The sequence below is a fragment of the Bacillus sp. CH_70 genome (assembly GCF_038007045.1).
In the GTDB taxonomy this organism is placed as follows: Bacteria; Bacillota; Bacilli; order Bacillales; family Bacillaceae_G; genus Bacillus_A; species Bacillus_A cereus.
In genome coordinates, this window is record NZ_JBBOWL010000001.1 from 90,001 (window position 1) to 103,708 (window position 13,708).

Genomic DNA, 13,708 nt, shown 5'->3' on the forward strand with positions numbered 1-13,708 from the left:
AGAAGCAGCCACCATTTAAAGAGTGCGTAATAGCTCACTAGTCGAGTGACTCTGCGCCGAAAATGTACCGGGGCTAAATACACCACCGAAGCTGCGAATTGATACCAATGGTATCAGTGGTAGGGGAGCGTTCTAAGTGCAGTGAAGTCAGACCGGAAGGACTGGTGGAGCGCTTAGAAGTGAGAATGCCGGTATGAGTAGCGAAAGACGGGTGAGAATCCCGTCCACCGAATGCCTAAGGTTTCCTGAGGAAGGCTCGTCCGCTCAGGGTTAGTCAGGACCTAAGCCGAGGCCGACAGGCGTAGGCGATGGACAACAGGTTGATATTCCTGTACCACCTCTTTATCGTTTGAGCAATGGAGGGACGCAGAAGGATAGAAGAAGCGTGCGATTGGTTGTGCACGTCCAAGCAGTTAGGCTGATAAGTAGGCAAATCCGCTTATCGTGAAGGCTGAGCTGTGATGGGGAAGCTCCTTATGGAGCGAAGTCTTTGATTCCCCGCTGCCAAGAAAAGCTTCTAGCGAGATAAAAGGTGCCTGTACCGCAAACCGACACAGGTAGGCGAGGAGAGAATCCTAAGGTGTGCGAGAGAACTCTGGTTAAGGAACTCGGCAAAATGACCCCGTAACTTCGGGAGAAGGGGTGCTTTCTTAACGGAAAGCCGCAGTGAATAGGCCCAAGCGACTGTTTAGCAAAAACACAGCTCTCTGCGAAGCCGTAAGGCGAAGTATAGGGGGTGACACCTGCCCGGTGCTGGAAGGTTAAGGAGAGGGGTTAGCGTAAGCGAAGCTCTGAACTGAAGCCCCAGTAAACGGCGGCCGTAACTATAACGGTCCTAAGGTAGCGAAATTCCTTGTCGGGTAAGTTCCGACCCGCACGAAAGGTGTAACGATTTGGGCACTGTCTCAACCAGAGACTCGGTGAAATTATAGTACCTGTGAAGATGCAGGTTACCCGCGACAGGACGGAAAGACCCCGTGGAGCTTTACTGTAGCCTGATATTGAATTTTGGTACAGTTTGTACAGGATAGGCGGGAGCCATTGAAACCGGAGCGCTAGCTTCGGTGGAGGCGCTGGTGGGATACCGCCCTGACTGTATTGAAATTCTAACCTACGGGTCTTATCGACCCGGGAGACAGTGTCAGGTGGGCAGTTTGACTGGGGCGGTCGCCTCCTAAAGTGTAACGGAGGCGCCCAAAGGTTCCCTCAGAATGGTTGGAAATCATTCGTAGAGTGCAAAGGCATAAGGGAGCTTGACTGCGAGACCTACAAGTCGAGCAGGGACGAAAGTCGGGCTTAGTGATCCGGTGGTTCCGCATGGAAGGGCCATCGCTCAACGGATAAAAGCTACCCCGGGGATAACAGGCTTATCTCCCCCAAGAGTCCACATCGACGGGGAGGTTTGGCACCTCGATGTCGGCTCATCGCATCCTGGGGCTGTAGTCGGTCCCAAGGGTTGGGCTGTTCGCCCATTAAAGCGGTACGCGAGCTGGGTTCAGAACGTCGTGAGACAGTTCGGTCCCTATCCGTCGTGGGCGTAGGAAATTTGAGAGGAGCTGTCCTTAGTACGAGAGGACCGGGATGGACGCACCGCTGGTGTACCAGTTGTTCTGCCAAGGGCATAGCTGGGTAGCTATGTGCGGAAGGGATAAGTGCTGAAAGCATCTAAGCATGAAGCCCCCCTCAAGATGAGATTTCCCATAGCGTAAGCTAGTAAGATCCCTGAAAGATGATCAGGTTGATAGGTTCGAGGTGGAAGCATGGTGACATGTGGAGCTGACGAATACTAATAGATCGAGGACTTAACCATATAATATGTAGCAATGTTATCTAGTTTTGAAGGAATATGCCTTCATAGTTTGGTGATGATGGCAGAGAGGTCACACCCGTTCCCATACCGAACACGGAAGTTAAGCTCTCTAGCGCCGATGGTAGTTGGGACCTTGTCCCTGTGAGAGTAGGACGTCGCCAAGCAACTAAAACACGAGTCAAATGACTCGTGTTTTTTCGTGTTTTATTTTATAATCCATAGTAATAAAAAATGTGTTTAAAGTATTCATATTTTGTTTAAATACAAGGGAATGTGGCTAGGATAGTGAATAAGCAAAAGAGTTGCAAATTTTATTAATACGTATATAATTAAAGTCAAAGATAGTCAAAGTCAATAAAGGTGGCGGATAAATGAGAAATATATCTGATATCATTGAGCAATATCTAAAGCAAGTTATTGACTTAAGTAATAATAATGTGATTGAAATCAAGAGAAATGAGATTGCGGATCGATTCGAGTGCGTACCATCTCAAATCAATTATGTAATCAATACCCGTTTTACGTTAGAAAGAGGATTTGTAGTAGAAAGTAAACGTGGTGGAGGAGGTTACATTCGCATTATAAAAGTCAAACTGCATGATGATATAGACATTATTGATCAAATGCTTCATATGATTGATCATAGCGTTGCGCAAGGGAATGCAGAAAGTATGATTATACGTTTAATAGAAGAGGGAATCATAACAAATCGTGAAGCGAAACTGATGTTAAGTGTAATAGACCGTTCTGTATTATCAATGGATGTTCCTTCTCGAGATGAACTTAGGGCTCGAATATTATGCGCAATGTTAAGAACACTGAAATATAAATAAATATAACTTTTGTAAAAGATTGATAACTAAGATAAAGCAGTTAAATATTGTAGAAGTTTTGAAAAAGAACATGCACTTTTATTTAAATGGATTCAGGAAAGCGAACAATCTAGTAATGTATGAAAAGTACCATGAGATAGAGCGTTCCTGTTGTAAAGGTGGGGATAGTGATGACTTGTCAAAACTGTAACATAAGACCAGCAACTTTACATTATACAAAAGTAATTAACGAGAAGAAGGCGGAAGTTCATCTTTGTGAGCAATGTGCAGAGCAAAGTGGCTATACGTCTTTCTTTCAATCATCGCAGTCTAACTTTTCATTTCATGATTTATTTGCTGGTTTATTACACGGTGAATCAACAATGTTTGAAGAAGGAAAAAATGGATTTTCAAATGCAGATATAGTAAGGTGTCCAGATTGTAAGATGACATATGAACAATTTACAAAAGTCGGACGTTTTGGCTGTTCTTCTTGTTACGATACATTTAAGGAGCATTTAAAGCCATTATTAAAACGCCTTCACGGTGGGCATACAGAACATTGTGGAAAAATTCCGGAACGTATAGAAGGAAATATCCACTTAAAGAAAGAATTAGATGAACTAAAACTTATTCTGAAACAATACGTACAGAAAGAGGAATTTGAGAAAGCTGCAGAGGTAAGGGATAAAATCCGAGGTCTTGAAATACAGCTTAGTGAGCATAGGGAGGGGGAATAATTCTATGTCACTGGACAAAATTATGAACGAAGCAATTAGTCCATGGATGAAGGGGGATGGCCCTGATTCTGATATTGTTTTAAGTAGTCGAATTCGTTTGGCTCGTAATTTTAAACAATATCAATTTTCCACTATGCAAAACGAAGAAGAAGCTAAACAGATTCATGAATTATTCAAAAAGAAATTTATAAATAAAGCAGTAGGGTCCTTTGGGGAATTTGGACTATTAAAGATGAATGAATTAACCCCTCTTCAAAGGAGAGTTTTAGTCGAAAAGCATTTAATTAGTCCAAATCTTGCAGGGACAGAATATGGAGCATGTCTACTGTCAGAAAGTGAACATATTAGTGTTATGCTTAATGAAGAAGACCATATTCGGATTCAGTGCCTATTTTCAGGATTACAGTTATCAGAGGCGCTTCAAAGCGCCAATCAAATAGATAATTGGATTGAGAAAGAAGTTGAATACGCTTTTGATGAGTCACTTGGATATATTACAAGTTGTCCTACTAATGTTGGCACAGGGTTAAGAGCTTCTGTGATGATTCATTTACCGGGACTGGTTTTAACAAAAAGAATTAGCCGTATTATACAAGTAATTCAAAAATTAGGGTTAGTAGTAAGAGGAATATACGGTGAAGGTAGCGAAGCGTTAGGTAATATATTTCAAGTTTCAAATCAAATGACGCTAGGAAAGTCTGAAGAAGATATTATTGCAGATTTAAAGAGTGTCATTCAACAAATTATACAGCAAGAAAAAATAGCTAGAGAATTAATTGTACAAAATTCAAGTATTGAACTTGAAGATAAGGTTTATCGTTCTTACGGCATACTAGCAAACAGTCGTTTAATTCAATCTGCAGAAGCAGCCAATTGCTTATCGGATGTACGACTTGGTATTGATCTAGGATATATAAAAGGTATATCGAGAAATATTTTGACTGAGCTAATGGTTCTTACGCAACCAGGTATTTTACAACAATACGCAGGTGGACCTTTAGGGCCAGAAGAAAGAGATTATCGAAGAGCAACCTTAATCCGTGAGCGATTACGTATTGAAAAAAACTAAGCGCAAGTAGGAGGCGATTTCTATGATGTTTGGAAGATTTACAGAAAGAGCACAGAAAGTATTAGCTTTATCTCAAGAGGAAGCAATTCGTATTGGGCATAATAATATTGGAACAGAACATATTTTACTTGGGCTTGTACGCGAAGGTGAAGGAATTGCAGCAAAAGCATTAATTGCTCTTGGATTAAGTCCAGAGAAAGTTCAAAAAGAAGTAGAAGCGTTAATTGGGCGTGGAACAGAAGCTTCTCAAACTGTACATTATACACCTCGTGCTAAAAAGGTTATTGAATTATCTATGGATGAAGCGCGTAAGCTAGGCCATTCTTACGTTGGAACGGAACACATTTTACTCGGTTTAATCCGTGAAGGTGAAGGTGTAGCCGCACGTGTTTTAAATAATTTAGGTGTAAGTCTAAATAAAGCAAGACAACAAGTCTTACAACTTCTTGGAAGTAATGAAGCTAGTTCAGGTCATCAAGGTGGTTCAGCATCAAATGCAAATACGCCGACACTTGACAGTTTAGCAAGGGACTTAACAGTTGTTGCGCGTGAAAATCGCTTAGACCCTGTTATTGGACGTGGTAAAGAAATTCAACGTGTAATTGAGGTATTAAGCCGTAGAACGAAAAACAACCCAGTATTAATTGGTGAGCCTGGTGTAGGTAAAACGGCAATTGCAGAAGGATTAGCACAGCAAATTGTAAATAATGAAGTTCCTGAAACTTTAAGAGATAAGCGTGTTATGACACTAGATATGGGTACAGTGGTAGCTGGAACGAAATATCGCGGTGAATTTGAAGATCGTTTAAAGAAAGTGATGGATGAAATTCGCCAAGCAGGCAATATTATTCTATTTATTGATGAGCTTCATACATTAATTGGTGCAGGTGGAGCAGAAGGTGCAATCGATGCATCGAATATTTTAAAACCATCGTTAGCACGAGGAGAGTTACAATGTATTGGGGCAACAACTTTAGATGAGTATCGTAAATATATTGAAAAAGACGCGGCTTTAGAAAGACGTTTTCAACCAATTCATGTTGATGAGCCAAGTTTAGAAGAATCGATTCAAATCTTGAAAGGTTTACGTGATCGTTATGAGGCGCATCACCGTGTATCTATTACAGATGACGCTATTGATGCAGCTGTAAAACTTTCAGATCGTTATATTACAGATCGCTTTTTACCAGATAAAGCAATTGATTTAATTGATGAAGCTGCTTCAAAAGTTCGCTTACGTTCTTATACAACACCACCAAACTTAAAAGAGCTTGAAGTGAAGCTTGAGGAGATTCGAAAAGAAAAAGATGCAGCTGTACAAAGTCAAGAATTTGAAAAGGCTGCATCCTTACGTGATATGGAGCAACGCTTACGTGAGAAGTTAGAAGATACAAAACGTCAATGGAAAGAGCAACAAGGAAAAGAAAATTCAGAGGTTACGGTAGAAGATATTGCAAATGTCGTTTCTACATGGACACGTATCCCAGTTTCTAAACTTGCACAAACAGAGACTGATAAATTATTAAATTTAGAATCCATTCTCCATGATCGTTTGATTGGTCAAGATGAAGCAGTAGTAGCTGTAGCAAAAGCTGTTCGTCGTGCAAGAGCAGGATTAAAAGATCCGAAGCGCCCAATTGGTTCATTTATTTTCTTAGGGCCAACAGGTGTAGGTAAAACAGAACTTGCAAGAGCACTAGCAGAATCTATGTTCGGTGATGAAGATGCAATGATTCGCATCGATATGTCAGAATACATGGAGAAGCATTCTACTTCCCGTTTAGTTGGTTCTCCTCCAGGATATGTTGGATATGAAGAAGGTGGACAATTAACAGAGAAAGTTCGTCGCAAGCCATATTCAGTTGTCTTATTAGATGAGGTAGAGAAAGCTCATCCGGATGTGTTTAATATTTTACTACAAGTATTAGAAGATGGTCGTTTAACAGATTCTAAAGGACGTACAGTTGATTTCCGTAATACGATTGTTATTATGACGTCTAACGTTGGTGCCGAGGCGTTAAAACGTAACAAACATCTTGGATTTAATGTACAAGATGAAAGCCGTGATTATTCGGATATGAAAGGTAAAGTAATGGATGAGCTGAAAAAGGCATTTCGTCCAGAATTCTTAAACCGTATTGATGAAATTATCGTATTCCATATGCTTGAGAAAAAACATATTCAAGAGATTGTAACTCTTATGGTAAATCAGTTAGTTAATCGCTTAAAAGAACAAGAAATCGAATTGCACTTAACGGAAGGGGCAATTTCAGCTATTGCAGATAAAGGATTTGATCGTGAGTATGGCGCTCGTCCACTTCGCAGAGCAATTCAGAAACATGTAGAAGATAGACTATCAGAAGAACTTTTAAAAGGTGCTATTGAGAAAGGACAAAAAGTTATCTTTGATGTAGAAGGAGAATCATTTGTCATTCATAGTGCGGAAAAGGTAAAATAAGTATAGACAAACAAAGAGGGCTACGCGATAGCCCTCTTTCTTGTACGAGAAGGATAAACGTTTATAGACGAAAGTGAAGTGAACTATAAAAAGGTATGGCTAAAAAGAAAACGAAATTTATATGTCAAGAATGTGGTTATCAGTCACCAAAATATATGGGTAAATGTCCTGGATGTGGTCAATGGAATACACTTGTTGAAGAAATGGAGCCAGTTGTATCATCTAGGCGCCTTAATTACGCGAATGCAATTCAAACGGAAGTAACAAAACCAAGACGTCTTACCGAAGTAGAAACAAAGTCTGAGGCACGTATTGAAACGGAATTTCAAGAGTTTAATCGTGTGCTTGGTGGTGGAATTGTAGATGGGTCCTTAGTGCTTATTGGTGGAGACCCTGGGATTGGAAAATCAACATTACTATTACAGATTTCATCACAATTAGCAGATTCTTCATATGATGTATTATACATATCGGGTGAGGAGTCGGCAAAGCAGATTAAACTTCGTGCAGATCGTTTGCATGTAAAGGGTAGCAATCTATTTGTTGTAGCAGAGACAGACCTGCAGCGTATTGCAGCACATATTGAAGAGATGAATCCAGCTTTTGTTGTTATTGATTCTATTCAAACGATACATTTACCTGAAGTGACGTCAGCACCAGGAAGTGTGGCACAAGTACGTGAATGTACAGCGGAATTAATGAAACTTGCAAAAACAAAAGGAATCCCTATTTTCATTGTCGGGCATGTGACAAAAGAAGGAGCAATTGCAGGACCTCGTATGTTAGAACATATGGTAGATGCAGTTCTTTACTTTGAAGGAGATCGACACCATACGTATCGTATTTTACGGGCTGTGAAGAACCGTTTTGGTTCCACGAATGAAATGGGTATCTTTGAAATGAAAGAGCTTGGTCTTGCGGAAGTTTTAAATCCTTCTGAAATCTTCCTTGAGGAAAGGCCGGTTGGTGTTGCAGGATCAACAGTAGTTGCTTCAATGGAAGGAACAAGACCGGTTTTAGTAGAAATACAAGCATTAATCTCCCCTACTAGTTTTGGAAATCCTCGAAGAATGGCGACGGGAATTGATCATAACCGTGTTTCGCTTATTATGGCAGTATTAGAAAAAAGAACAGGTTTACTATTGCAAAATCAAGATGCATATTTAAAAGTAGCTGGTGGTTTGAAATTAGACGAACCGGCAATTGATTTAGCAGTGGCTTTAAGTATAGCCTCAAGTTTTAGGGATAAATCTACGGCACCAACTGATGCAGTAATAGGAGAAGTAGGATTAACTGGAGAAATAAGAAGAGTATCAAGAATCGAACAACGTGTACAAGAAGCGGCTAAATTAGGATTTCAACGTGTTATTATTCCTAGAAAAAACTTAGGAGGATGGACAATTCCGGATGGGATTGAGGTTGTAGGTGTTTCTAATTTAGGAGAAGCGCTTCGTTTGACATTAGGAGGCTAGGCTATGGAAGAAAATAAGCAACGTGTCAAAAGTATGATTAATATTTTACAGCTCGTGGCCCCAGGAACACCACTGCGTGAAGGGATAGATAATGTACTTCGCGCACAAACAGGGGGGCTAATTGTTCTTGGATATAATGAGCAGATTAAAAGTATTGTGGATGGTGGTTTTCACATTAATTGTGCATTCTCTCCTGCTAGTTTATATGAATTAGCAAAAATGGACGGGGCACTTATTTTAAATGAAACGGGAAGTAAAATTTTAATAGCGAATGCACAGTTAGTTCCAGAGGCATCTATTGATTCTATTGAAACCGGTATGCGTCACCGAACAGCAGAACGTGTAGCGAAGCAGACGGGCAGCCTTGTTGTGGCCATTTCACAAAGACGTAACGTAATTACGCTATATCAAGGGAACTTACGTTATACACTAAAAGATATAGGGGTTATTTTAACAAAGGCAAACCAAGCTATTCAAACGTTAGAAAAATATAAGGCTGTATGGAATGATGGTATTACGAATTTGGGCATTCTAGAATTTGAAGAGGTCGTTACAATGTCTGAGGTAGTTCACGTTTTACATAGTGTTGAAATGGTACTGCGTATTAAAAATGAAATATTGAGCTATATTCATGAGCTAGGAACAGAAGGTAGGTTAATTCGTTTACAGCTTACAGAATTACTAGCTGATTTAGAAGCAGAGGCAGCATTGTTAATTAAAGATTACCATCAGGAGAAAACACAAGACCATCATCAAATTTTGAAAAAGTTACAGGACCTTGCAAATACACAACTTTTAGAGGATAGTGATTTAGTTAAATTACTTGGTTACCCAGGGCAAACCAGTTTAGAAGAAAGTGTGACGCCAAGGGGATATCGAATTACAAGCAAAATCTCTCGTGTTCCGCCACTTATCATTGAAAATTTAATTAATCGATTCAAAACGTTGCAAGGAGTTTGTCGCGCGACTATTCATGAATTGGATGATGTGGAAGGAATTGGGGAAGTAAGGGCGAAGAAAATACGAGAAGGCCTAAAAAGAATTCAAGAGCATCTATATATGAGTAGACACAATTAAGAATATTACATTGATTCCATAATATAACGACACTAGAACATTTTTGGTATATGATATGATATATTGGTAAATAAAACTATTTATAAAAAAACACGTCCGCTTTTGCATTCGGCGTTTTGATTAGCGAAACAATGGTTAATAATGAGTAGGAGGTGGTTGGATGTTAAAACGGATCGTACAGCTCTTCTTTCTAGTGATCGGGGGAGCGTTAGGGATTTACTTAATCCCAAAAGTTATTAATGTATTAGACATCGGTGCTGTTCCTTTATTGGAAGGATCGTATGTTCGTGCGATTATTGGTGCAATTATTTTATTTTTAACAACATTTTGGCTTGTAGATTATATTGTTCAACTTATTAAGCATATTGAAGAGGCTCTTGTAAAGGCGCCTGTAGCAGATGTTTTATTTGGTACATTAGGATTGATCTCTGGTCTTATTGTTGCATATTTAATTTTAATACCGATTCGTGAATTTACAATTCCGGTTATTAGTACGGTATTGCAAGTGTTCTTCACTCTTTTACTTGGATATTTAGGATTCCAAGTAGGATTTAAAAAGAGGAATGAATTGCTAGGATTATTTACATTACCCCAACGCGGAGGTAAGAAGAAAAATAATAGCGAGAACGAAGAGGCAGAAGCAGAAAAATCTACGACTCATTGGAAAATTCTCGATACGAGTGTAATTATCGATGGACGTATTGCTGACATTTGCCAAACGAAGTTTTTGGAAGGAACAATTGTGATTCCACAATTCGTATTAGAAGAGCTTCAGCATATTGCCGATTCTTCCGATGCTTTAAAGCGTAATCGTGGTCGCAGAGGACTAGACATTTTAAATCGTATTCAAAAAGAGATGCCGATTCCGGTAGAAATTTATGAAGGCGATTTCGAGGATATCCAAGAGGTGGATAGCAAACTTGTAAAGTTAGCAAAAATCACCGGTGGAACTGTAGTAACGAATGATTTTAACTTAAATAAAGTTTCTGAATTACAAGGAGTAACAGTGTTAAACATTAATGATTTAGCTAATGCAATTAAACCAGTTGTACTCCCTGGCGAAGAATTAAATGTTTATGTTGTGAAAGATGGTAAAGAGCAAAACCAAGGTGTTGCGTACTTAGATGATGGTACGATGATTGTAGTAGAAGATGGTAGAGAGTATGTAGGTTCGCAACTTAATGTACTGGTTACTAGCGTATTACAAACATCAGCTGGTCGTATGATTTTCGCAAAACGTAAATTATTAGAAAAAGCATTATAGGTAGAGGATTATTAATATGTATACATTAATTATTCCGGCAGCCGGCCAAGGAAAGCGGATGGGTGCTGGCAAAAATAAGTTGTTCTTACTTATAAATGAAGTACCGATTATCGTTCATACATTACGTGCTTTTGAAAGAGATAAAGCGTGCAAAAGTATTGTTATGGCAATTAACGAAGAGGAACGCCCGTATTTTGAAGAATTAATGCAGAAGTATCCGATTGAAAAACAGGTACAATTTATTCAGGGTGGAGCCGAAAGACAAGATAGTGTATATAACGCGATTCAGCATGCGAGTGGTGTTGAATACGTTCTTGTACATGACGGAGCGCGCCCATTCGTAACGAATAAAGTGATTCAAGATGTATTAACAGCAGCAGAAAAATATGGAGCTTCCATTTGTGCAGTGCCAGTAAAGGATACAGTTAAGAAGGTAGAGCAAGGTGTTGTTGTCGAAACGGTAGAACGATCTCAGCTTAAGGCTGTACAAACACCGCAAGGGTTCTCTGTTTCTCTTTTGCTAGAAGCTCATAGAAGTGCAAAACAGAGCTGTTTTCTTGGTACAGATGATGCAAGTCTCGTGGAACGTATTGGAAAGCAAGTAGGTGTAGTAGAAGGGAGTTACTATAATATTAAAGTGACGACTCCAGAGGATTTACTAATTGCTGAAAGTTTCCTTCATGTTCTGAAAAAATAGCCGTGATGGTGTATAACAAAGGAAAGCTCGGCAATGGCCGGGCTTTTCTTTGTAAGGATATCGATATAATATAGAGTCATAAAGCTCAGTGGTTTAGCTCAAGGAGGATGTAAAGAATGTTTCGAATTGGACAAGGTTTTGACGTGCATGAATTTGCAGAAGGTAGACCGTTAATTATTGGCGGAATTACAATTCCACACGAGAAAGGATTAATCGGCCATTCAGATGCAGATGTATTGTTACATACGATTGCTGATGCATGTTTAGGTGCCATTGCAGCAGGAGATATCGGAAAGCATTTTCCTGATACAGACCCAGCTTTTAAAGATGCAGATTCAGCTGTATTGTTGCAAAAAGTTTGGGAATTTGTGCGTGAACAAGGTTACGAGTTAGGGAATTTAGATTGTACAATTATTGCTCAAAAGCCAAAAATGGCACCGCATATTGAAAGTATGCGTAAACGTATTAGTGAACTGTTAGAAACGTCTATAGATAACATTAATGTAAAGGCAACTACAACAGAAAAATTAGGATTTACAGGTAGGGAAGAAGGAATTGCTTCTCAAGCAGTGGTATTATTACAGAAAAAATAATGGTTTTTAATTCGTAAGATGGATAATCACATTTTTTTGTTGTACAATTATAGAATGTGTAGACATTAAGAATGGAAGGTGTACCAATTATGGAAAAGCAAGTGAGAGTGCGCTATGCGCCAAGTCCAACAGGACACTTACATATCGGAAATGCGCGTACGGCATTATTTAATTATTTATTTGCTCGTCATTTAGATGGCAAGTTTATTATTCGTATTGAAGATACTGATGTAAAACGTAACGTGGCTGGTGGAGAAGAAAGCCAATTAAAATACTTAAAATGGCTCGGTATGGACTGGGATGAAGGTGTTGATGTTGGCGGTGAATTTGGACCATATCGTCAAACAGAGCGTTTAGATATTTATAAAAAATTATATCTAGATTTATTAGAGCGTGGTTTAGCTTACAAATGTTATATGACAGAAGAAGAGCTAGAAGCAGAGCGTGAAGGACAAATTTCTCGTGGTGAAACACCTCGTTATGCAGGTAACCACCGTGATTTAACTGAAGAACAAATGAAAGAATTTGAAGCTGAGGGACGTATTCCGAGTATTCGTTTCCGTGTACCAGCTAATCGTGATTACACATTCAAAGACATCGTAAAAGACGAAGTTGCATTCCATTCAAATGATTTTGGTGATTTTGTTATCGTGAAAAAAGATGGAATCCCAACTTATAACTTTGCGGTAGCAGTAGATGATCACTTAATGGAAATTACACATGTACTTCGTGGTGATGATCATATTTCAAACACGCCAAAACAAATGATGATTTATGAAGCTTTCGGTTGGGATATCCCACAATTCGGTCATATGACTTTAATTGTAAATGAAAGTCGTAAAAAATTAAGTAAGCGTGATGAATCTATTATTCAATTTATTGAGCAATATAAAGAGCTTGGATATCTTCCAGAAGCAATCTTTAACTTTATTGCGCTATTAGGTTGGTCACCAGTAGGTGAAGAAGAAATCTTCTCTAAAGATGAGTTTATCAAAATGTTTGATGCAGCTCGTTTATCAAAATCACCTGCATTATTTGATTCTCAAAAACTAAAATGGATGAACAACCAGTATATGAAAAAGCAAGATTTAGATACGGTTGTAGAGTTAAGTTTACCGCATTTAGTGAAAGCTGGACGTGTGGGAGAAACTTTAAGTGAACAAGACCAAGATTGGATCCGTGGTGTAATTGCTTTATACCATGAACAAATGAGTTTTGGAGCTGAAATTGTAGAGCTTTCTGAAATGTTCTTCAAAGATCATGTTGATTATGAAGAAGAAGGACAAGAAGTATTAAAAGGTGAACAAGTACCAGAAGTACTTCGTGCATTTGCTGGTCAAGTAGAAGCACTAGAAGCGATGGAACCAGCAGCAATTAAGGCGGCTATTAAAGCAGTTCAAAAGGAAACAGGTCATAAAGGTAAAAACTTATTTATGCCAATCCGTGTTGCAACTACTGGTCAAACACATGGTCCAGAGCTTCCGAATGCTATTGCACTTCTTGGAAAAGAAAAAGTTTTAAATCGTCTTCAAAAAGTAATTGGTTAACATTTTCTAGGTTTAGAAATATAATAAGTATACTTAAAACCTAATAAGGAAAAGCGACGAGAAGGAGAAGTAGAAAATCAGGCTTTTTACAGAGAGAACCACCTTTAGGCTGGAAGTGGTTTATAAGCGGATTTTTGAAATGCCCCTTCGAGTCTTCTGCTGAACAGTA

10 protein-coding genes, 2 rRNA genes and 1 other annotated feature (2 of these 13 running past the window's edge) are annotated in these 13,708 nt (G+C 39.0%); all 12 genes read left to right on the forward strand.

What is annotated here, in order from left to right; genetic code table 11:
* Positions 1 to 1,810 (forward strand): 23S ribosomal RNA (locus tag N2V79_RS00480); it begins 1,112 nt to the left of the window's first position.
* 48 nt (positions 1,811 to 1,858) lie between these two features.
* A 5S ribosomal RNA gene (rrf, locus tag N2V79_RS00485) occupies positions 1,859 to 1,974 on the forward strand.
* A gap of 207 nt (positions 1,975 to 2,181) precedes the next feature.
* Positions 2,182 to 2,643, forward strand: coding sequence for a transcriptional regulator CtsR (gene ctsR, locus N2V79_RS00490; protein ID WP_001244560.1), 462 nt, complete (start codon positions 2,182 to 2,184; stop codon positions 2,641 to 2,643).
* A 170-nt stretch (positions 2,644 to 2,813) separates the two neighbouring features.
* Entirely contained in the window at positions 2,814 to 3,362 is a 549-nt protein-coding gene (locus tag N2V79_RS00495) for a UvrB/UvrC motif-containing protein (RefSeq protein WP_000128385.1), read from the forward strand.
* 4 nt (positions 3,363 to 3,366) lie between these two features.
* A complete protein-coding gene (locus tag N2V79_RS00500; protein WP_000050836.1) occupies positions 3,367 to 4,431 on the forward strand; it encodes a protein arginine kinase in 1,065 nt (354 codons plus the stop codon).
* 22 nt (positions 4,432 to 4,453) lie between these two features.
* Positions 4,454 to 6,889, forward strand: a complete 2,436-nt coding sequence (clpC, locus tag N2V79_RS00505; protein WP_000971170.1) for an ATP-dependent protease ATP-binding subunit ClpC — start codon at positions 4,454 to 4,456, stop codon at positions 6,887 to 6,889.
* Between the two features lie 95 nt (positions 6,890 to 6,984).
* Positions 6,985 to 8,361 (forward strand): DNA repair protein RadA, encoded by a 1,377-nt coding sequence (radA, locus tag N2V79_RS00510; protein WP_001085199.1) that lies wholly within the window; start codon positions 6,985 to 6,987, stop codon positions 8,359 to 8,361.
* Positions 8,362 to 8,364: 3 nt separating this feature from the next.
* Complete coding sequence (gene disA, locus N2V79_RS00515; protein WP_000392164.1) at positions 8,365 to 9,438, forward strand: DNA integrity scanning diadenylate cyclase DisA; 1,074 nt, start codon at positions 8,365 to 8,367, stop codon at positions 9,436 to 9,438.
* A 160-nt stretch (positions 9,439 to 9,598) separates the two neighbouring features.
* Positions 9,599 to 10,702 carry a PIN/TRAM domain-containing protein gene (locus N2V79_RS00520; protein WP_053565451.1) on the forward strand — a complete coding sequence of 368 codons (1,104 nt, stop codon included), beginning with the start codon at positions 9,599 to 9,601 and terminating at the stop codon, positions 10,700 to 10,702.
* 16 nt (positions 10,703 to 10,718) lie between these two features.
* A complete protein-coding gene (gene ispD / locus N2V79_RS00525; protein WP_053565450.1) occupies positions 10,719 to 11,399 on the forward strand; it encodes a 2-C-methyl-D-erythritol 4-phosphate cytidylyltransferase in 681 nt (226 codons plus the stop codon).
* 116 nt (positions 11,400 to 11,515) lie between these two features.
* The gene (gene ispF, locus N2V79_RS00530) at positions 11,516 to 11,992 is read left to right on the forward strand and encodes a 2-C-methyl-D-erythritol 2,4-cyclodiphosphate synthase (protein WP_000488386.1); all 477 of its coding nucleotides are present in this window, start codon (positions 11,516 to 11,518) and stop codon (positions 11,990 to 11,992) included.
* Positions 11,993 to 12,081: 89 nt separating this feature from the next.
* Entirely contained in the window at positions 12,082 to 13,539 is a 1,458-nt protein-coding gene (gltX, locus tag N2V79_RS00535) for a glutamate--tRNA ligase (RefSeq protein ID WP_000415150.1), read from the forward strand.
* 47 nt (positions 13,540 to 13,586) lie between these two features.
* Positions 13,587 to 13,708: a binding site (T-box leader), on the forward strand (it continues 124 nt past the right edge of the window).